Origin of the sequence: Streptomyces sp. So13.3, from assembly GCF_005860785.2 — a bacterium.
In the GTDB taxonomy this organism is placed as follows: Bacteria; Actinomycetota; Actinomycetes; order Streptomycetales; family Streptomycetaceae; genus Actinacidiphila; species Actinacidiphila fildesensis.
Map to the genome: position 1 here is coordinate 2630157 of NZ_CP048835.1, position 19099 is coordinate 2649255.

The window sequence follows — 19099 nt, forward strand, 5'->3', positions numbered from 1 at the left end:
ACTGAACATTACGCCTGATGCGTGGTCGTGAAACCGGGTTCGACCCCACCGATTCGATCTTTTTCCAACTCGGTTTTCAGGTTTGGGGACGCGAGGAATCGGGCGGTCGCGACCAGCACCGCCAGTGCGATGAATCCACCGGCCGCCGCGACGGCGAATCCGGCGGCGACCCCGCCGAACTGCGCGGCGGGTCCCGCGGCGGCCGTTCCCAGCGAGGCGCCGACGCCGATCGCGGTCACCAGCCAGGAGAACGCCTCGGTCACCGTGCCGCTCGGCGCGTGCCGGTCCACCACCACGAACGCGCAGGCCAGTACCGGCGCCAGGAACACCCCCGCGAGCCCGGACAGGACCGTCATCGCGACCACCCCGGGGACGAGCACCAAGGGCGCGTAACAGACGGCCAGTCCGACGGTGAGCACCCGCAGCCGGCGCTCCGGCGTACCCGGCCAGGTCCTGGCGCCGTACGTCACACCGCCGATGAGCGCGCCGAGCCCGAGCGCCGACAGCAGATAGCCGTTCACCATGCCGCCGCCGTGCACATCCCCGTACGCGACCGCGGCGACCGCGATCGAGCCGAGCGCGACACCGACGAAGAACAGGCAGCCGATCAGCGCGCGCAGCCCCGGGGCGCGCAGCGGTCCGAGCCAGTCGGCGGCCCGCGGTTCCGCCCGCCACTCGCGGGACGGCGGGGCCGTCACGACGCCCAGCGCGCCCACGACGCCGACCGCCGCGATCCACAGCACGGCGGCGGCCTCGGAGAACAGCGCGACCAGGCCGGTGACGAGGACCGGGCCGATGGTGAACAGCAGCTCCTGGGCGGCGGCGTCCAGGGCGTAGGCGGCGTGCAGCCGGTCCTCGCTCTTGAGGACGCCGGGCCACAGCGCGCGCAGCCCGCCTTCCAGCGGCGGGGTGAACAGCCCGGCGACCGCCATCGCCACACAGGCCACCGGCAGCGGGTCGGGGCCCACCAGGGCGAACAGCACCATGCCGGCGGCCGACAGGACGGCCGCGGGGAGCATCACCCGCGGCTGGCCGTACCGGTCGACGATCCGGCCCAGCAGCGGCTGGCCGATGGCCGTGCCCAGCCCGTAGAGCGCGCCCAGCGAACCGGCGAGCGAGTAGCTGCCCCCTTCGGAGCGGGTCAGCAGCACGATGCACAGCGCGGCCGTCGCGTTGGGCAGCCGGCCGATCAGCGTGCCGCCGAGCAGCCGGCCGGCATACCGCGTCCTCAGAAGATCCCCGTACCCCGCCGCCATGCCGGCTCCCCTCCCCCGGTCGCCGCCCGTCGCCGCCGAAGTGTTACGTATAACTTGATGCGTCATACGTACCATGACGGCAGGCCGCGGGTCCATCCGCGGGGACCGGAAGGATGCCCGGAGTGACCGATACCGCACGCCCCACCTCACGGGACGTGGCGCGGGCCGCGGGTGTCTCGCAGGCGACCGTTTCGCTGGTCCTGGGCGGAAAGTCCCGCGGGCGGGTCTCCGAGCGCACGGCGGAAGCGGTCCGGGCGGCGGCCCTGGCACTGGGCTACCGGCCGAACCTCGCCGCCCGCAACCTCCGGCTCGGCCGCACCCGGACGGCCCTGCTGGTCGTCCCGGCCCTGACCAACGAGTACTTCGCCCGGGTCTACACCGGCGCCGCCCGCGTCGCGGCGGAGCACGAGTTCGGCGTGGTGCTCTACCCGTCACCCGACGGCATCGGGCCGGCCCGCGACCCCTTCGGCTCGGCCCGCGCCTCGCTCGACGGCGTCATCGCGTCCTCGATGGCCGCCGACGCGCTCGACGCCATCGGCGGCGGCGACCTGCCGCTCGTGATGCTCGACAGCGACCCCGGCGCGGCCGGCGCCGGCGCCACCGTCAACTTCGACATCGCCGACGGGATGCGGCAGGTGGCCCGCTGTCTGCTCGGCCTCGGGCACCGCCGGTTCACTCATATGGCCTCAGCGGTCGACACCTGGACGTTCCACGTCCGCGCCGCCGCACTGGCCGGCACGCTGGCGGGCACGGGCGACGTGACCCTGCACACCGAGCGCTCCGCGCACAGCGTCGAGGACGCACGGCTCGCCGCCGAACGCGCCCTCACCCGGCCCGGGCCCCGGCCCACTGCCCTGGTCTGCGACGACGACATCCTCGCCGCCGGTGCGTGCAAGGCCGCCCGCCGACTGGGCCTGCGGGTGCCGGCCGATGTGTCCGTGACCGGATTCGACGACCTCGCGCTCGCCACCGCGGTCGAACCGGAACTCACCACGGTCCGGCTCCCCGCCGACGAGATCGGCGGCCGGGGCATGGCGGCGCTGCTGGCCGTCCTGGACGGCCGCCCGGCGAACAGCGCCGACCTCCCGGTGGAACTCGTGGTCCGCGGTTCGACGGGGCCGCCGGCGGCGTGAGACACCCCCTCCGGCAGGCGGGAGCGAACGTGAGGGGGCCGGGTCCGCAGGGGTGGGGTTTCGAAATGCTGCCGAGCTATTTGTGGGCCGCCAGGCCCGTAAATAGTCGATTTCGAAGCCCCGCCCCGGAGGACCCGGCCCCCGTCACCGGAGCACCGGCACAAGCCACGCGGCGGGCCGCCGGCTACTCCTCTTCCTCGTCCGAAGGATCATCCGTCTTGGTGGTCGCAGCGCTGTCCGCCTCCAGGAGACGGGCCAGCTGACGACCCAGGATCCGCTTGAACTTGCGCTGCTGCGGTCGCGTCCGGTCCAGCACCGCGACCTCCAACTGCTCGGCGGTGAGCGTGCGTTCCCCGCCGTTGCTGTCCCGGCCGAGGGACTCGGCCGCCAGTTTCAGCGCCTCCGCGAGCGTCATGCCGTCGCGGTGCCGCTGGTCCAGATACGCGCCGATCGAGTCCGAGTTGCCGCCGACCGCCACCGCGCCGTGCTCATCGACGATCGAGCCGTCGTGCGGCAGCCGGTAGATCTGGTCGTCCTCGGCGGCCGCGCCGACCTCCGCGACGATCAGCTCCACCTCGTACGGCTTCTCGCCGACGCTGGAGAAGATGGTGCCCAGGGTCTGGGCGTAGACGTTGGCCAGACCGCGGGCCGTGACGTCCTCACGGTCGTAGGTGTAGCCGCGCAGGTCGGCGTAGCGCACGCCGCCGATCCGCAGGTTCTCGAACTCGTTGTACTTGCCCACCGCCGCGAACGCGATCCGGTCATAGATCTCGCTGACCTTGTGGAGCGCGCGGGACGGGTTCTCGGCGACGAACACGATGCCGTCGGTGTACTGCAGCACGACGACGCTGCGGCCGCGCGCGATGCCCTTGCGGGCGTACTCCGCACGGTCGGCCATGGCCTGCTGGGGTGAGACATAGAACGGCGTCGACACCGGCTATCCGTCCCTTTCTGTCAGGTGACGAGGGTCTTCTTCTCGATCCGGTCCTGCCGGACCGTCAGAGCAGCTCGGCACGCGGGCCGTCGGGCTGTTCCAGCCGGCGCTCGTGGATGGCACGGACGACGTCGGAGGACTCGTCCTCGGTGAGCCTGCGGAAGCCCTCGTCGGTGATGACGGTGACGATCGGATAGATGCGCCGCGCCAGGTCCGGTCCGCCGGTGGCCGAATCGTCATCGGCCGCGTCGTACAGGGCCTGTACGACCAGCGTGATCGCCTGGTCCTCCGTCAGATCCTTGCGGTACAGCTTCTTCATCGAACCGCGGGCGAAGACCGAACCCGATCCGGTCGACGCGAAGCCGTGCTCCTCGGAGCGCCCGCCCGTCACGTCGTAGGAGAAGATCCGGCCCTTTTCGCGGTCCACGTCGTATCCGGCGAACAGCGGAACGACGGCCAGTCCCTGGAGCGCCATCCCGAGGTTCCCGCGGATCATCGTGGAGAGCCGGTTCGCCTTGCCCTCCAGGGAGAGCACCGCGCCCTCGATCTTCTCGTAGTGCTCCAGCTCCAGCTGGAACAGCCGCACCATCTCCACGGCCAGCCCGGCGGTGCCGGCGATGCCCACGGCCGAGTACTCGTCGGCCGGGAAGACCTTCTCGATGTCCCGCTGCGCGATGATGTTGCCCATCGTCGCGCGCCGGTCACCGGCGAGGATCACCCCGCCGGGGAACGTCGCGGCGACGATGGTCGTGCCGTGCGGGATCTCGATGGCCCCCTGGAGCGGCGGCAGGCTCCGGTTGCGCGGCAGCAGGTCCGGTGAGTGCTCGCCGAGGAAGTCGATGAACGAGGACGAGCCAGGCGTCAGGAAGGCAGCCGGTAGACGCCCTGTGCTACGAGTGTTGGCTTCCACACGTTTCCTTCCAGGTAAGCGGCAGCCCGGCGGATGGCATCAGGCCGGTCTTTCAACTGCCCCAGCGCGGCATTGCAGCTGAAGCACAGTACGCCTCGGACCCTACCCGTCTCGTGGCAGTGATCCACATGTTCTGCCGAAGCGGCCAAACAGATCGGGCACACGCCCGCTTGAGAGGCGATCAGCTCGTCACGCTCGGATATCGTGATGCCGTACTTCCGCTTGAAGTAGCTCTCACGGTTGCGGCCGGCGCGACAGGGCCTGCAGTAGCTGGACCAGCCGTCAGGCGAAGTGGAATTGCGTTCCCAGTCCGCAAACGGCTTGATCGTTTCGCACTGCGGGCACCTCTTGGAGCCTTCCGGTACCTCGAACTTCGGCCGGACCGCACGGCCTTTGGCTTCTTGACGCTGCCGGTAATACTCGGCTGAGCAGTTCCGGCAGTACGCCTGAAGACCATCCTCCGTCGACCGATTGCCGGCGAAGGCGCCGTGCGGCAGCGTCCTTTTACACCGAGAGCAGCGCTTCGATTTCGCGTCGTTCATATACGTGGACTACTGTCCACCCTTCTGAACGAAGGACCTCACGAAATCCTCAGCATTGGCCTCGAGTACATCGTCGATTTCGTCCAGGATGTCGTCGACATCCTCGGAGAGCTTCTCGTGCCGCTCCTTGAGTTCGTCCGAGGCTTGCGCGTCCTGCGCTACCTCTTCGACTTCTTCTGTGGCGCGTGTCGCCTTCTGCTGTCCGCCGTCGGTGTCCTTCGTAGCCATGACGCTCACCCCGCTCGGTTGCGTTTCCCACTTGATCAGACCCTACAAGCCGGGTCCGACATCGGCCCTGTTTCCGCTCACTTGCTTGATTCCCGGTTCTGGGCCATTTCAGCCGCCGGAAAGGATGCGGACCAAGTCTTCCGCCGTACGACAGCGGTCCAGGAGCTCCTTGACGTGGTTGCGGGTACCGCGTAGCGGCTCCAGGGTCGGAACCCGCTGCAGGGAGTCCCGGCCCGGCAGATCGAAGATGACCGAATCCCAGGAGGCGGCGGCGACGTCGTCGGCGTACTGCTCCAGGCAGCGGCCGCGGAAGTAGGCGCGGGTGTCCTCGGGGGGCTTGGTCTCGGCCCGTACGACCGCCGGCTCGTCCAGCAGCCGTTTCATGCGGCCGCGGGCCACCAGACGGTTGTAGAGGCCCTTGTCGGGCCGTACGTCGGCGTACTGGAGGTCCACGAGGTGCAGGCGCGCGGCGTCCCATTCCAGGCCGTCACGGCGCCGGTAGCCCTCCAGGACCTCTTTCTTGGCGACCCAGTCCAGCTCGCCCGACAGGCTCATCGGGTTGTTCTCCAGCCGGTTCAGGACGTCCTCCCAGCGGCTGAGGACATCCTTCGTCTGGTCGTCCGCGTCGGCGCCGAACCGCTCCTCGACGTACTTGCGGGACAGGTCGAAGTACTCCATCTGGAGTTGTACGGCGGTCAGCGTCCGGCCGCTGCGGAGCGTGATGAGATGTTGCAGTGTGGAGTCGTGGCTGACCTGGTGCAGGGTGCGCACCGGCTGGTCCACGGCCAGGTCCACCTTGATGAAGCCGTCCTCGATCATCGACAGCACCAGGGCGGTGGTGCCGAGCTTGAGGTAGGTCGAGATCTCGGAGAGGTTGGCGTCCCCGATGATGACGTGCAGCCGCCGGTACTTCTCCGCGTCCGCGTGCGGTTCGTCCCGGGTGTTGATGATGGGGCGTTTGAGGGTGGTCTCCAGGCCGACCTCGACCTCGAAGTAGTCGGCGCGCTGGCTCAGCTGGAAGCCGTGGTCGTGGCCGTCCTGGCCGATGCCGACGCGGCCGGCCCCGGTGACGACCTGGCGCGAGACGAAGAACGGCGTCAGATGGCGCACGATGTCCGAGAAGGGGGTCTCCCGCTTCATCAGATAGTTCTCGTGGGTGCCGTAGGACGCGCCCTTGTTGTCGGTGTTGTTCTTGTACAGGTGGATCGGCTGGGCGCCGGGGAGCTGCGCGGCCCGTTCTGCGGCCTCGGCCATGATGCGCTCGCCCGCCTTGTCCCACAGGACGGCGTCGAGCGGGTTGGTGACCTCGGGTGAGGAGTACTCCGGGTGGGCGTGGTCGACGTAGAGCCGCGCGCCGTTGGTGAGGATGACATTGGCCAGGCCGATGTCCTCGTCGGTGAGCTGGCTCGAGTCCGCCGTGTCACGGGCGAGGTCGAAGCCCCGGGCGTCACGGAGCGGATTCTCTTCCTCGAAGTCCCAGCGGGCGCGGCGCGCCCGGTGCATCGCCGCCGCGTACGCGTTGACGATCTGGGACGAGGTGAGCATGGCATTGGCGTTCGGGTGGCCGGGAACGGAGATGCCGTACTCCGTCTCGATACCCATTACTCGCCGTACGGTCATGCGGCCCTCCTTGCCCGGCGCCGCCCCGTGCTGGGGCTGACGCTCAAGTACCGCTGCGCATATGGCCCGAGCGCGACTGCTGTTCCCTGAGCCGCACTGCATGGCGCGGTACGGAAGAGCCTAGAACGCGATGGCGGCGGTGGGGAGATCATTTCACTCATTGCTCCGGTCCTGGCCTACCTGTGGACAAACACTCCGGCTGCGGGAACCCGGTCGGGGCGCCCGCAGCCGGAGGTCTGCTTTACAGGTACTGCCCGGTGTTGGCCACGGTGTCGATGGAGCGGCCGGTGTCCGCGCCCTGCTTTCCGGTGACGAGCGTGCGGATGAACACGATCCGCTCGCCCTTCTTGCCGGAGATGCGGGCCCAGTCGTCGGGGTTGGTGGTGTTGGGCAGGTCCTCGTTCTCCTTGAACTCGTCGACACAGGCGGCGAGCAGGTGGGCGACGCGAAGACCGCGCTGGTTGTGGTCGAGGAAGGCCTTGATCGCCATCTTCTTGGCCCGGTCCACGATGTTCTGGATCATCGCTCCGGAGTTGAAGTCCTTGAAGTACAGGACCTCCTTGTCGCCGTTGGCGTACGTGACCTCCAGGAAGCGGTTCTCCTCCGTTTCGGTGTACATCCGCTCGACGACGGCCTGGATCATGGCCTCGACGGTGCCGGCCTTCGATCCGCCGTGCTCCGACAGGTCCTCGCTGTTGAGCGGGAGTGTCGGAACCAGGTACTTCGAGAAGATGTCCTTGGCCGCCTCGGCGTCCGGCCGCTCGATCTTGATCTTGACGTCCAGACGGCCGGGCCGCAGGATCGCCGGGTCGATCATGTCCTCGCGGTTGGAGGCGCCGATGACGATGACGTTCTCCAGGCCCTCCACCCCGTCGATCTCGGCGAGCAGCTGGGGGACGATGGTGTTCTCCACGTCCGAGCTGACACCGGATCCGCGGGTGCGGAAGAGGGATTCCATCTCGTCGAAGAAGACGATGACGGGGGTGCCCTCGCTCGCCTTCTCCCTGGCTCGCTGGAAGACCAGGCGGATCTGACGCTCGGTCTCACCGACGTACTTGTTGAGGAGTTCGGGACCCTTGATGTTCAGGAAGTAGCTCTTCCCCTGCGGCTGTCCCGTGACTTCGGCGACCTTCTTGGCAAGGGAGTTGGCCACTGCCTTGGCGATGAGGGTCTTTCCGCAGCCGGGGGGGCCGTAGAGCAGCACGCCCTTGGGCGGGCGCAGCTCGTACTCCTTGAACAGATCCGCGTGCAGATACGGGAGTTCGACCGCGTCCCGGATCTGCTCGATCTGACCGGCGAGGCCGCCGATCTGCTGGTAGTCGATGTCAGGGACCTCTTCGAGTACGAGGTCCTCGACCTCGCTCTTGGGGACCCTCTCGTACACGTAGCCGGAGCGGGGCTCCAGCAGAAGTGCGTCGCCTACGCGGAGAGCGCCGTCCAGGAGTGGCTCGGCGAGCCACACCACCCTCTCCTCATCGGTGTGTCCGACGACCAGGGCTCGTTCGCCGTCCTCAAGGATCTCCTTGAGGGTGACGATGTCGCCGACGCGCTCGTACTTCATGGCCTCGACCACATTGAGCGCTTCATTGAGCATGAGTTCCTGACCTCGCCGGAGGTCTTCAAGTTCGACGGAGGGGCTGACGTTCACCCGCAGCTTTCGGCCGCCGGTGAAGATGTCCGCCGTTCCGTCCTCGTTCGCCTGCAGAAAGACGCCGAAACCGGCAGGAGGCTGTGCGAGCCTGTCCACTTCTTCCTTGAGGGCCACGATCTGGTCGCGGGCCTCCCGGAGAGTGTTCGCGAACCGCTCATTCTGAGCGGACACGCCTGCCAGGTTGGTCTGCAGCTCGACGATCCGCTCTTCGAGAATCCTCGTGTGACGCGGAGAGTCGGCGAGCTTACGTCGCAGGACGGCGATTTCCTGCTCAAGAAAGGCGACCTGGCTCGCGGTGTCTTCTGAACCACGAGCGGGTCGGCCGCCACGGGTGATGTCGTCGTCGTGGGCCGCCACGGTCCTCACCTCCTCCAAGGGGAGCTGGACGTTTCCAGACCCTACCTGGGCCGGTGGGGGTTGAAACCCCTAGATCACAAAGACGGTCGGGGTGTGTCCGATCTTCACCCTTGCGTACGTCCTCACGCCAGGGGGATACCCACGGATCAACATCGGAAAGCGGCCGGTTGTATCGTCGGTTCGGTCAACACCCGTCAGGGACTGTTGCGGTCCGTGTCCGGGCCGATCCATGAACGGCAGGCGAGGTACCCCGTGAGTGACGTGTCCGAGGCCGGCGCGGAAGAGCTGGAAGTCTGGATCGACCAGGACTTGTGCACCGGCGACGGGATCTGTGTGCAGTACGCGCCGGAGGTGTTCGAGCTCGACATCGACGGGCTGGCGTACGTCAAGGGCCACGACGACGAGCTGCGGCAGGCGCCGGGCGCCACGGCGCCGGTTCCGCTGACGATGCTCACCGATGTGGTGGATTCGGCCAAGGAGTGCCCCGGCGACTGCATCCATGTCCGCCGCGTCACCGACCGGGTCGAGGTGTTCGGTCCCGACGCCGGGTGACAACCGGCGGGCGGCCGGTGACGGCCGGCAGCGCCGGGTGACGGCTCAGACGCTGTTCGCGAGCGCACCCGGCGTGGCGTAGTACCGCCCGGCCCGCCACTGCCAGGTGTACGCGCGCTTCTGGTCCGGGCAGCAGCGCGGCGTGGTGTCGCTGGAGTACCCGAGGACCGTCGCCCTGATGGTGCGGCCCTGGAGCCCGAAGCCGGTGATGCTGCGCTCCTCCGCCGGATCGACCAGCGTGGCGACGATGCGCGGCGCGCTGCCCGGCGCCGCGCCGGCCGTCAGGACGAAGACGCCGGTCGGCGGGGTGCCCGCCTCGGCCGGGCAGTGCACGACGACGACGGTCTCGGGCCTGCCGTCCTGGTCCAGATCCCCCGAGACGCGGCTGACGACGTCCACCGGGGCCCCCGCGCAGTCGAGCGGGTACACGGCCGCCTTCGGGTCCGGTGCGGGCCGTGGGGTGGCCTGGGAGGCGTGCGTGGAGGCATCGGCGGGCTGGACGAGGGCGCCGGCGCCGATGATCGCGCCGAGCAGCGCGGCGGTGGAGATCCAGTGCACCGAGCGGGCTCGGGTATGCGGAAGGGCCGGTCCTGCGGAGGGCTGCACTCGCCTGGCTCCTGGGGAGTTCGTTCGAGGGGGGTGGCCAGCATGGTGCCACACGTCACACTCGGGTGGAACAGCAGGTGCGGCCGGGAGTACCGGGACAGCGGAAATGCGGGAGGCGCCGGTGCCGGAACCCTTGCGGGGGTTCCGGCACCGGCGCCTTCCGTTGCTCTCGGCGGGCTCTCGGCGGGGCGGTGGGCCCGGTACTACTCGGCGGGCGCCTCGGGGGCGGCCGGCGCCTCGACGGCGGGCGTCTCGGCGGCAGTCACCTCAGCGGGCTCTGCCGAGGCGGCGGGCGCGTGCTTGCCCCCGCTTTCGCTGCCGGGGCCGGTGTAGTCCTCGCCGTACGAACCCTTGGAGGGCCGGCGGCGGCGCATCGGCGGCTCCACGCCGTCGGCGAGCCGGCGGGCGGTGAGCAGGAAGCCGGTGTGCCCGATCATGCGGTGGTCGGGACGGACCGCGAGACCCTCGACGTGCCAGTTGCGGACCATGGTCTCCCAGGCCGCGGGCTCGTTGAAGGTGCCGTGCTCACGGATGGACTCGACGGTGCGGGCCATCTGCGTGGTGGTGGCGACGTAGCAGCACAGGATGCCGCCGGGGACGAGCGCCTTCGAGACGGCGTCGAGGCATTCCCAAGGGGCGAGCATGTCCAGAATGACGCGGTCGACATCGGTGTCGGACAGATGGTCCTGGAGGTCGCCGACGGTCAGCTGCCAGGCGGGGTGTTCCCCGCCGAAGTAGCGCTGGACGTTCTGGGTGGCGATCTCGGCGAAGTCGGCGCGGCGCTCGTAGGAGTGCAGCATGCCCTGGTCGCCGACGGCGCGCAGCAGGAAGCTGCTGAGCGAGCCTGATCCGACTCCCGCTTCGACGACCCGGGCGCCGGGGAAGATGTCGGCCATCGCCAGGATCTGCCCCGCGTCCTTGGGGTAGACCACGGCGGCACCGCGTGGCATGGACAGGACATAGTCGGGGAGCAGGGGACGCAGCGCCAGGTAGGCGACGTTCCCCGTGGTACGGACAACACTTCCTTCGGGAGCACCGATCAACTCGTCGTGCTGGAAAGCGCCCTTGTGGGTGTGGAACTGCTTTCCGGCTTCGAGCGTGAAGGTGTAGTGGCGTCCCTTGGGGTCGGTGAGCTGGACCTGGTCCCCGACTTGGAATGGGCCGCGACGGCGGGCGGCACCGGTCGGTTCGGACATGTGAACAGCGTAGCTGGCTTTTTTGGGGCTCGGTTCGCCAGGGCGGGTGAGCCGAAGGGGCGCGTCGCTGTCGAACGGGAGAGCGCGCGGAGATCGTGAGGTACGAGCGATCGAGCACGGTCGGCCTCCCCCGAACCCCGTCCGGGGGGACCCATGGAGCGGCTGTAGCGCCCCGGAGGCGATCCGAGCCCCTAAGAAGCGGGCCTGGCCATCGCGGCCAGGAAGGCCTTCTCCACGTCCGCCGTGGACAGCACTCCGTAGATCTCGCCCGTCGGCTCGACGACCAGGTACTCCGTCGACGGCGTCGCCCGCAGGGTGTCGAGCAGGTCCTCGCCCGCCAGTTCCGTCGAGACCCGCATGCCCGGCTTGAGGTCCTGGGCCAGGCCGCTGACCGCGACCCAGGGGCGGCGGTGCTCGGGGATGCCGACGATGGCGGCCTCGCGGACGACCGCGGTCGGGTCCCCCTGGCCGTCCACGACGACCAGGGCACGGGCGCCCGCCTCGTTGGCGCGGCGCAGTGCCTCGGACAGCGGGGTGTCGGAGCTGACGGGCACGGCGCGCCGGGTGAGGGTGCGGGCCCGCAGGTCGGGGAGGCGTTCGCGCAGCCGGGCCATGCGCAGGCTGTTCCCGGCGCCGGTCCAGATGATGGCGGCCAGGATCGCGGCGAGCAGGGCGTCGGTGAGCGAGTCGAACCCGCTGCTGTCGGCGGTGTTGTCGTACGTGAGCAGGGGCAGTCCGAGGACGGCGATGGCCAGCGCACGGCCGGTCCAGGCGGCGGCGACCGTGCCGCTCATCGGCTTGCCGGTGATCTTCCAGACGACGGCCCGGAGCATCCGGCCGCCGTCCAGCGGGAGGCCCGGCAGCAGGTTGAACACCGCGACGATCAGGTTGCTGATCATGAGGCCGGCGAGCAGCACCCCGGGGACGGTGCCGGGCTCGACGACCTGCATGCCGCCGTAGAAGACACCGGCCAGCACCAGGGAGAGCAGCGGGCCGACGAAGGCGAGGACGAACTCCCGGCCGGGGGTCTCGGACTCCTTCTCGATCTCCGAGACACCGCCGAAGAACTGCAGCTGGATACGGCGCACGGGAAGGTCGAAGCGCAGGGCGGCGACGGTGTGCGCGAGCTCGTGGATGAGCACCGAGGCGTAGAAGGCGACGGCGAAGAAGAGCGAGACGAGGTAGCGGATGTTGCCGAGTTCGGGCAGCACCTTGTCGAGCTGGCCGCCGAAGACCCAGGTGATGAGGGCCGCGACCAGGAACCAGCTGGGAGCGACGTAGACGGGCACGCCGAAGATGCGGCCCATGAGGATGCCGCCGCCGGCTTCGCGCGGGCTCTTCTTCTGACCGTTCCCCGGCTGGGCCTGCGTGCCTTGGGACGGCGGCTGCCCGCTCTCGCTCACTGGTTCCCCTCGTTCATGTGTGAACCCTCGCACCGGCTGAATTGATCTTGCAATGCGAGGGGCTCTGCCATCGATGGTATTGCCCGGTGGTCCGCGGCCGACACCGGCTGTCGGCGGGAGGCCGTAGGGTCGTCTGCCATGGGCACCAGCACCTCAGACATCCCTCCCCGGCCACCGTCGTCGCTCTCCCCGTCACGGGCGTCGGACTTCATGCGGTGTCCTCTGCTGTACCGGTTGCGGGTGATCGACAAGTTGCCGGAGAAGCCGAGCGAGGCGGCCACCCGGGGCACCGTGGTGCACGCGGTGCTCGAACGGCTCTTCGACTCCCCCGCTGTCGAGCGTACGGCGGACCGCGCCCGTTCGATGGTTCCGGGCGAGTGGGAGAAGCTGCTGGCCGCCCGGCCCGAGCTGGCCCAGCTCTTCGAGGTGGCGGACGGACCCGGCCTCACCCGGTGGCTGGAGAGCGCCGAGCAGCTCGTCGACCGCTGGTTCACGCTGGAGGACCCGACGCGGCTGGAGCCCGCCGAGCGGGAGCTGTACGTGGAGACGGTGCTGGACTCGGGGCTGACGCTGCGCGGGTACGTCGACCGGCTCGATGTGGCGCCGTCCGGCGATCTGCGGGTGGTCGACTACAAGACCGGCAAGGCGCCCCGCCCGGAGTACGCCGGCGAGGCGCTGTTCCAGATGAAGTTCTACGCGCTGGTGCTGTGGCGGCTGCGCGGGGTGGTGCCGCGCCGGCTGCAGCTGGTCTATCTGGGCAGCGGCGACGTGATCATGTACGACCCGTCGGAAGCGGACCTGCTGAGCGTGGAGCGCAAGCTGCTGGCGCTGTGGGACGCGATCCGCGAGGCCACGGCGACCGGCGAGTGGCTGCCGCGGCGGACCAAGCTCTGCGGCTGGTGCGACCACCAGGCGGTCTGTCCGGAGTTCGGGGGCACTCCCCCGCCCTATCCGCTGCCGCTCCCGGGCCCCGCGCCGTCCGGTGACGACGTGATCTAGGCAAGAATGGGGCGGGTCCGGCAACGACGAGGGAGATCTTGTGGCGATTCGCGTCCTACTGGTGGACGACCAGCCGCTGCTGCGTACCGGCTTCCGCATGATTCTGGAGGCCGAGCCGGACCTTGCCGTGATCGGTGAGGCCGGGGACGGCCAGCAGGCTCTGGACCAGGTGCGGGCGCTGCAGCCCGACGTGGTGCTGATGGACATCCGAATGCCGCGGATGGACGGGGTCGAGGCGACCCGCCAGATCACCGGACCCGGGCGGGACGGACCGGCGAAAGTCCTTGTGCTGACCACCTTCGACCTGGACGAGTACGTGGTCGAGGCGCTGCGCGCCGGTGCCAGCGGTTTCCTGCTCAAGGACGCGCCGGCCGCCGAGCTGGTGCAGGCGATCCGGGTGGTCGCGGCGGGCGAGGCCATGCTCGCGCCCAGCATCACCCGCCGGCTGCTGGACAAGTACGCGGGACGGCTCCCCTCCGGCGAGGAGTCCGTGCCGCAGCCGCTGCACACCCTCACCGAGCGCGAGGTCGAGGTGCTGAAGCTGGTCGCGCGGGGGCTGTCGAACGCGGAGATCGCGGCGGAGCTGTTCGTCAGCGAGACGACCGTGAAGACCCACGTCGGGCATGTGCTGACCAAGCTGGGCCTGCGCGACCGCGTCCAGGCGGCGGTGTACGCGTACGAAAGCGGGCTGGTGCGCCCCGGAGCCGGCTGAGCGGCCGCGGTGGGCGTCGTGGCCGCGCCGCCGGGTCGGTAACGTCCCCGGCATGCAGACCACTCTCCACGGCGCGTCGGTCACGCTGCGTCCGGCCACCGCCGCCGACATTCCCGCGCTCGCCGCGATCCGCTCGACCCCGGAGGTCTACGAACGGTGGCACGGTGACCGGGAGCGGATGGCCGCCTCCGTCGCCGAGGACTTCGCCGAGCCGGACACCGAGGTCTTCGTCATCGAGCACGAGGGCCGGGTGGTGGGCGCGATCCAGTGGGGCGCCGAGGAGGAGCCCGACTACCGGCACGCGAACATCGACATCTACCTCGACCCCGCCTGCCACGGCCGCGGGCTGGGCACCGACGCCGTGCGGACCCTCGCCGGGCATCTGATCGCCGATCACGGGCACCACCGGCTGATCATCGATCCGGCGGCCGACAACACCGCTGCCATCCGCTGCTACACCAAGGTGGGATTCCGGCCGGTCGGCATCATGCGCGACTACGAGCGCGGCCCCGACGGAACGTGGCACGACGGTCTCATGATGGACCTGCTGGCCCGGGATCTTCCGGTTGAGGACAGAACCCGGCGTGGTCCGAGCGATCCCGGGCGCGCTGTCAGACCCCCCGCCTAGGATGACCGGGACGGCTGGAGCTGACGGCCGACGGTCGACAAGGGGCCCTCGATGAGTGATCTCGCGGCAATGGACGGTGTGGCTTCGGAGCTGCAGCTAGAGCGGCACCGGGTGGAGCTGACGGGCTACTGCTACCGGATGCTGGGATCGGCGTTCGAGTCGGAGGACGCCGTCCAAGAGACCCTGGTGCGGGCGTGGCGCGGCTTCGACCGGTTCGAGGGCCGGGCGTCGCTGCGGTCGTGGCTGTACCGCATCGCCACCAACGTCTGTCTGGACATGCTCAAGGCGCGCGAGCGCCGGGCCCGCCCGATGGATCTCGCGTCCCCCGTCTCGTCCTCGTCCCCGTTGACCCCGGCGCTGCCGGAGGCGACGTGGATCGAGCCGATGCCCGACGGCCGGATGCTGCCCTCGGGCGGCGATCCGGCCGAGGTGGCCGCCCAGCGCGATTCGGTCCGGCTGGCGTTCGTCGCCGCGCTGCAGCACCTGGCGCCCCGGCAGCGCGCGGTGCTGATCCTGCGGGAGGTGCTCGCGTGGAAGGCGAGCGAGGTCGCCGAACTGCTCGACACGACGGTGGCGTCGGTCAACAGCGCGCTGCAGCGGGCCCGTTCGGCACTGGCCGCCAGTGATGTCACCGCCAGCGACCCGGCCCGGCCGATGGACGAGACGCAGCGCGCCCTGCTGGCCCGCTACGTCGACGCCTTCGAGCGCTACGACCTGGACTCGCTCACCTCTCTGCTGCGGGAGGACGCGACGCTGTCGATGCCGCCGTACGAGCTGTGGTTCCGCGGCCCCGCGGACATCCGCGGCTGGATGCTCGGCACCGGCATAGGCTGCGCGGGCTCGCGGCTGCTGCCGGTCACGGCGAACGGCTCACCGGCGTTCGGCCAGTACCGGCCCGCTTCCGACGGCGGCCACGAGCCGTGGGCGCTGCAGGTCATCGAGATCTCAGGGGACCGGATCACCGGGATCAACTCGTTCCTCGACACCGCGCACCTGTTTCCGCTGTTCGGCCTGCCTCCCCGGCTGGAGCCGTAACCCCGGCTCCAGGGGAAGCACGTCCCGCAGCCCCGCCAGGGCCAGCAGCCCGCGCAGCCGCCCGCCGGCGTTCCGCAGCCTTATCCGGCTGCCGAGCCGCCGGGCGGTGAGCTGCAGCCGGGCCAGGGCTTCGACGGTGACCGCGTCCGGGTCGGTGAGCGCGGCCACGTCGCAGGTGACCCAGCCCGGTTCCCCGCCGCGCAGCCGGTCCCGCAGGCATGCGCACAGCTCGGGTATGCCGGCGCGGGTGAGCGGGCCGGCCAGGACCCAGACGACCCCGTCCGGGCCCTGCTCCGGCTGCCGTCCGGCCCGCTCCGGCGCCTCGTCGGCTGCGCTCAACGTCGGCCTCCTGTCGTGGGTTCTCCTACGACAGACCTGCCGGCCGGGCAGAACTCATCGCCGGCGGGGTGTACCGGCCCTGCGGTACCCGGCCCCGCAGCGCCTAACGGGCCGGCCCGGCGGCCGCTTCGACGACGTCCGCGACGGCGCAGCTGACGTTGTCGGGCCCGCCGCCCGCGTTGGCCAGCGCGATCAGCTCGCGGACGGCCTGCTCGGGGTCGGTGACCGAGGCGAGCACCCGCTGGATCTCCGGGCCCGGCACCACGGTGGTCAGGCCGTCGGAGCACAGCAGATAGCGGTCGCCGGGGAGGGCGTCGTGCAGGCGCAGATCGGCGGTGGACGCGTCGCCGCCGTCGAGGGCCCGCAGCAGCAGCATCCGCTGGGGGTGCGACGCCGCCTCTCCCGCGCTGATGCGGCCGTCGTCGACCATCGACTGCACGAGGGTGTGGTCGTGGGTGATCTGGAAGAGCTCGCCGCCGCGCAGCAGATAGGCGCGGGAGTCGCCGATGTGGACGAGGGCGAGCTGCGATCCGGTCCACAGCATGGCCGTCAGGGTCGTGCCCGGCCCCTGGAGCGCGCCGTCGGGCCCGGCGAGGCCCCGCACCGCCTCGTTGGCCTCCTGCACGGCGTTCTCGAGGGCGTTGAGGAGACCGCCGGCGGGGACGCCGGGGCTCGTGGTGCCGGTGCGGGTGCTGTCGGCGAGGTCGAGGCGCTTGAGCGCGTCGATGGCGGCGGCGCTCGCGGGCGCCCCGCCGGCGCCGAATCCGTCGGCGACGGCGAGCAGCCGGGCGTCGGCGTAGGCCGCGTCCTGGTTGCTCTCGCGGATCAGACCGGTGTCGGTGAGCGCGGCATAGCGGATCGCCAGAGCTGCTCCGGTGCGTTCCATGACGGTGTCCTTCCGTGACAGGTGGTCGACGAGGAAGGTCGCGAGGTCCCGCCGGGCGTCGGTGTCGGACTCGACCTGTGCCCAGAACGCGGCGACGGCCTCCGCCGCCGCGGCCGGCGCCAGGTCGCACACCACCCGGATCCGGGCCAGCGGCATGCCGAGCCGGCGGAGCCAGGCCACCAGCCCGGCCCGTTCCAACTGCGCCGGATCGTAGAACCGGTAGCCGGTTAGCGGGTCGACGCGGGCGGGCGGCAGCAGTCCGAGTTCGTCGTACAGCCGCAGCGCCTTCGGCGACAGGCCGGACGCGTGTCCGAACTCCCCGATCGTCAGCAGCACCGTGCTCGCCTCCTCGTGCCGGGCGGTGTGCCCGGCTGCCCCGATGCTGTGGTCTGCCCCAGGGACAAGGTCAACCCCGGTCGCCCCGGCACAGCGGAACGGGCCCGGACGACAGTGTCGTCCGGGCCCGTTCCAGTGTCCTGATCAGCCCGTTGTCAGCCCGTCACACCTCGTCCCAGCTCCCAGAACTGGGTCGTGGAGGACGCGTTGAGGGTCCATTCGGTGCCCGTGATGTCGCTGCGGGCGGCGAGGTACTGCTTGCCCTGCCACAGCGGCAGCATCGGCACATCGGTGGCGATGATGTTCTGCATCTGGGTGAAGTCCGGGAAGGTCGCGCTGCGCTGCGTCTTCTGCCGGGTGGAGTTGATCAGCTGGCCCTGGATCAGCGGGTTCGCGTACGCCAGCTCCAGGAAGTTGTCCTTGCCGAGGAACGGCGCGACGTAGTTGTCCGGGTCCGGGAAGTCGGGGAACCAGCCCATCCCGTACACCTGGTACTGGTGCTTGCGCCCGCCGTCGGTGTACGTGTGCCAGTCGGCCACCGGCTGCAGCTTGATCTTGAACAGCCCGCTGGCGTCCAGCTGCTTCTTGAGCAGCTCGAACTCCGCCTTGGTCGCCTCGCCGTAGTGCTCGGTCGTGTACGAGAGCGTCAGCTCGACCGGCGTGGTGATGTTGGCGTCCTTGAGCGTCTTACGGGCCTTCGGCACGCTCGGCTCGCCGTAGGAGTTGTAGAACGAGGTGGCGTGGGCGGTGATGCCGGCCGGGACCATCGAGTACAACGGCTCGGTGGTGCGCTTGTAGACGTCGCGCGTGATGGCCTGCCGGTCCACGATCTGGGCGAAGGCCTCGCGGACCGCCTTCTGCTTCACGACCGGGTCGGCCGTGTTGAAGACCAGGTAGCGGATCTCGGTGCCGGCCGTCTCGGTCAGCTTGACGTTGCTGTCGGTGCTGATGTTGAGGCTGTTCAGCTGGTCGGGCGTCATCGTCCGGTTCATGACGTCGATGTCACCGGCCTTGAGCGCCTTCTCCATGTCCGTGGAGTTCTTGAAGAACTTGAGCTCGATCTTGCTGTTGTTCAGCTTGATCGTGCCCTTGTAGTGCGGGTTCTTCGTGAAGACGGCCGAGTCGCCCTCCTTGAAGGAGTCCAGCTGGTACGGGCCGGAACCCATGATGTCGAAGCCGGGGTGCTGCTTCTTCGCGTCGTACACCTCGCTGTCCACGATCGCCGCGGCGGGCGTGGCCAGCTTGTACGGGAAGGTGGCGTCGGGGTCCTTGAGATGGAAGACGACCGTGGCGTCGTCCGGCGTCTCGACCTTGTCCACGTTGGTCAGAAGGCTGTACGGGCCGTTCTCGTCCTTGATCGCGAGCATGCGGTCGATGGAGAACTTCACGTCCTTGGACGTGAGCGCGTGCCCGTTGGAGAACTCGAGGCCGTCCCGCAGGGTGCAGCGGTACTGCTCGCCGAGTCCGTCGGTGAAGTGGCACTCCTTGGCGGCCTCGGGCTCCGGGTCGGTACCGCTGCGGGGGTAGCGCAGCAGCGTCTGGAACGTGTTGTAGAAGACGTTCCAGGACTGGATGTCGTAGCCCGTGACGGGGTCGAGCGGGGCCGGCGCCTGCGGCGTGATGTGGAACTCGTCGGTGGTGCCGAAGACGATCGCCTTGCCGTCGTCCCCGCTGCCACTGCCGGATCCACAACCGGCGAGTACGGGCGTCATCAGACCCACGACTATCGGCAGCGCGAGCAGCTTGCGATTCATCCTCGACGTTCTCCCTTGTATG

19 protein-coding genes are annotated in these 19099 nt (G+C 69.7%); 6 read left to right on the forward strand and 13 right to left on the reverse strand.

All coding sequences use genetic code 11. From position 1 onward, the window contains the following. Positions 1-8: 8 nt before the first annotated feature. Complete coding sequence (locus C8250_RS11980) at positions 9-1256, reverse strand: MFS transporter (protein ID WP_138354817.1); 1248 nt, start codon at positions 1254-1256, stop codon at positions 9-11. A gap of 122 nt (positions 1257-1378) precedes the next feature. Here C8250_RS11980 and C8250_RS11985 point away from each other — a divergent pair, with 122 nt between their 5' ends. Further along, on the forward strand, positions 1379-2389 hold the full coding sequence (locus C8250_RS11985) for a LacI family DNA-binding transcriptional regulator (RefSeq protein ID WP_244809097.1): 1011 nt from the start codon (positions 1379-1381) through the stop codon (positions 2387-2389). A 184-nt stretch (positions 2390-2573) separates the two neighbouring features. Here C8250_RS11985 and prcA read toward each other — a convergent pair whose 3' ends face one another. The 6 genes from prcA to arc all read right to left on the reverse strand — a co-directional run bounded on the left by prcA (position 2574) and on the right by arc (position 8631). Further along, positions 2574-3323, reverse strand: coding sequence for a proteasome subunit alpha (gene prcA, locus C8250_RS11990; protein ID WP_138354815.1), 750 nt, complete (start codon positions 3321-3323; stop codon positions 2574-2576). Between the two features lie 64 nt (positions 3324-3387). Next, on the reverse strand, positions 3388-4233 hold the full coding sequence (prcB, locus tag C8250_RS11995) for a proteasome subunit beta (RefSeq protein ID WP_138354814.1): 846 nt from the start codon (positions 4231-4233) through the stop codon (positions 3388-3390). Further along, the gene (locus C8250_RS12000; protein ID WP_138354813.1) at positions 4185-4775 is read right to left on the reverse strand and encodes an endonuclease VII domain-containing protein; all 591 of its coding nucleotides are present in this window, start codon (positions 4773-4775) and stop codon (positions 4185-4187) included. Before C8250_RS12000 ends, prcB begins: the two co-directional genes overlap by 49 nt. A 9-nt stretch (positions 4776-4784) precedes the next feature. Next, on the reverse strand, positions 4785-5003 hold the full coding sequence (locus C8250_RS12005) for a ubiquitin-like protein Pup (protein WP_138354812.1): 219 nt from the start codon (positions 5001-5003) through the stop codon (positions 4785-4787). 108 nt (positions 5004-5111) lie between these two features. Then, entirely contained in the window at positions 5112-6623 is a 1512-nt protein-coding gene (gene dop, locus C8250_RS12010; protein WP_138354811.1) for a depupylase/deamidase Dop, read from the reverse strand. Positions 6624-6864: 241 nt separating this feature from the next. Beyond that, positions 6865-8631: a proteasome ATPase gene (gene arc / locus C8250_RS12015; RefSeq protein ID WP_138354810.1), complete on the reverse strand. Its 1767-nt coding sequence runs from the start codon at positions 8629-8631 to the stop codon at positions 6865-6867. A gap of 252 nt (positions 8632-8883) precedes the next feature. Here arc and C8250_RS12020 point away from each other — a divergent pair, with 252 nt between their 5' ends. Next, complete coding sequence (locus tag C8250_RS12020; RefSeq protein WP_138354809.1) at positions 8884-9183, forward strand: ferredoxin; 300 nt, start codon at positions 8884-8886, stop codon at positions 9181-9183. A gap of 45 nt (positions 9184-9228) precedes the next feature. Here C8250_RS12020 and C8250_RS12025 read toward each other — a convergent pair whose 3' ends face one another. The 3 genes from C8250_RS12025 to C8250_RS12035 form a co-directional block, all read right to left on the reverse strand. Continuing rightward, positions 9229-9789, reverse strand: a complete 561-nt coding sequence (locus tag C8250_RS12025; protein ID WP_138354808.1) for a hypothetical protein — start codon at positions 9787-9789, stop codon at positions 9229-9231. A 203-nt stretch (positions 9790-9992) separates the two neighbouring features. Further along, complete coding sequence (locus C8250_RS12030) at positions 9993-10985, reverse strand: tRNA (adenine-N1)-methyltransferase (RefSeq protein ID WP_232485981.1); 993 nt, start codon at positions 10983-10985, stop codon at positions 9993-9995. A gap of 191 nt (positions 10986-11176) precedes the next feature. Beyond that, positions 11177-12388 (reverse strand): site-2 protease family protein, encoded by a 1212-nt coding sequence (locus tag C8250_RS12035; RefSeq protein WP_244809099.1) that lies wholly within the window; start codon positions 12386-12388, stop codon positions 11177-11179. Between the two features lie 138 nt (positions 12389-12526). Between C8250_RS12035 and C8250_RS12040 the strand changes: the two genes are divergently transcribed. Genes C8250_RS12040 through C8250_RS12055 form a run of 4 tightly spaced genes read left to right on the forward strand, consistent with a single transcriptional unit; the run spans position 12527 to position 15762 of the window. Further along, positions 12527-13387, forward strand: coding sequence for a PD-(D/E)XK nuclease family protein (locus C8250_RS12040; RefSeq protein ID WP_138354807.1), 861 nt, complete (start codon positions 12527-12529; stop codon positions 13385-13387). A gap of 40 nt (positions 13388-13427) precedes the next feature. Further along, positions 13428-14099 carry a response regulator transcription factor gene (locus C8250_RS12045; RefSeq protein WP_138354806.1) on the forward strand — a complete coding sequence of 224 codons (672 nt, stop codon included), beginning with the start codon at positions 13428-13430 and terminating at the stop codon, positions 14097-14099. 52 nt (positions 14100-14151) lie between these two features. Continuing rightward, on the forward strand, positions 14152-14727 hold the full coding sequence (locus tag C8250_RS12050) for a GNAT family protein (protein WP_138354805.1): 576 nt from the start codon (positions 14152-14154) through the stop codon (positions 14725-14727). Positions 14728-14778: 51 nt separating this feature from the next. Continuing rightward, positions 14779-15762: a sigma-70 family RNA polymerase sigma factor gene (locus C8250_RS12055; RefSeq protein ID WP_138354804.1), complete on the forward strand. Its 984-nt coding sequence runs from the start codon at positions 14779-14781 to the stop codon at positions 15760-15762. Here the strand turns inward: C8250_RS12055 and C8250_RS12060 are convergent. The 3 genes from C8250_RS12060 to C8250_RS12070 form a co-directional block, all read right to left on the reverse strand. Continuing rightward, a complete protein-coding gene (locus C8250_RS12060) occupies positions 15673-16101 on the reverse strand; it encodes an STAS domain-containing protein (protein ID WP_187144814.1) in 429 nt (142 codons plus the stop codon). The genes C8250_RS12055 and C8250_RS12060 overlap by 90 nt on opposite strands. A gap of 103 nt (positions 16102-16204) precedes the next feature. Next, entirely contained in the window at positions 16205-17323 is a 1119-nt protein-coding gene (locus C8250_RS12065; protein WP_138354803.1) for a MerR family transcriptional regulator, read from the reverse strand. A 155-nt stretch (positions 17324-17478) separates the two neighbouring features. Then, complete coding sequence (locus C8250_RS12070; protein ID WP_138354802.1) at positions 17479-19077, reverse strand: ABC transporter substrate-binding protein; 1599 nt, start codon at positions 19075-19077, stop codon at positions 17479-17481. Between the last annotated feature and the right edge of the window lie 22 nt (positions 19078-19099).

Coding starts and splice junctions, on each gene's coding strand:
- C8250_RS12000 (WP_138354813.1), bottom strand. CDS start 4,775: ATGAACGACGCGAAATCGAAGCGCTGCTCTCGGTGTAAAAGGACGCTG.
- C8250_RS12050 (WP_138354805.1), top strand. CDS start 14,152: ATGCAGACCACTCTCCACGGCGCGTCGGTCACGCTGCGTCCGGCCACC.
- C8250_RS12040 (WP_138354807.1), top strand. CDS start 12,527: ATGGGCACCAGCACCTCAGACATCCCTCCCCGGCCACCGTCGTCGCTC.
- C8250_RS11980 (WP_138354817.1), bottom strand. CDS start 1,256: ATGGCGGCGGGGTACGGGGATCTTCTGAGGACGCGGTATGCCGGCCGG.
- C8250_RS12070 (WP_138354802.1), bottom strand. CDS start 19,077: ATGAATCGCAAGCTGCTCGCGCTGCCGATAGTCGTGGGTCTGATGACG.
- dop (WP_138354811.1), bottom strand. CDS start 6,623: ATGACCGTACGGCGAGTAATGGGTATCGAGACGGAGTACGGCATCTCC.
- C8250_RS12030 (WP_232485981.1), bottom strand. CDS start 10,985: ATGTCCGAACCGACCGGTGCCGCCCGCCGTCGCGGCCCATTCCAAGTC.
- C8250_RS12055 (WP_138354804.1), top strand. CDS start 14,779: ATGAGTGATCTCGCGGCAATGGACGGTGTGGCTTCGGAGCTGCAGCTA.
- C8250_RS12005 (WP_138354812.1), bottom strand. CDS start 5,003: ATGGCTACGAAGGACACCGACGGCGGACAGCAGAAGGCGACACGCGCC.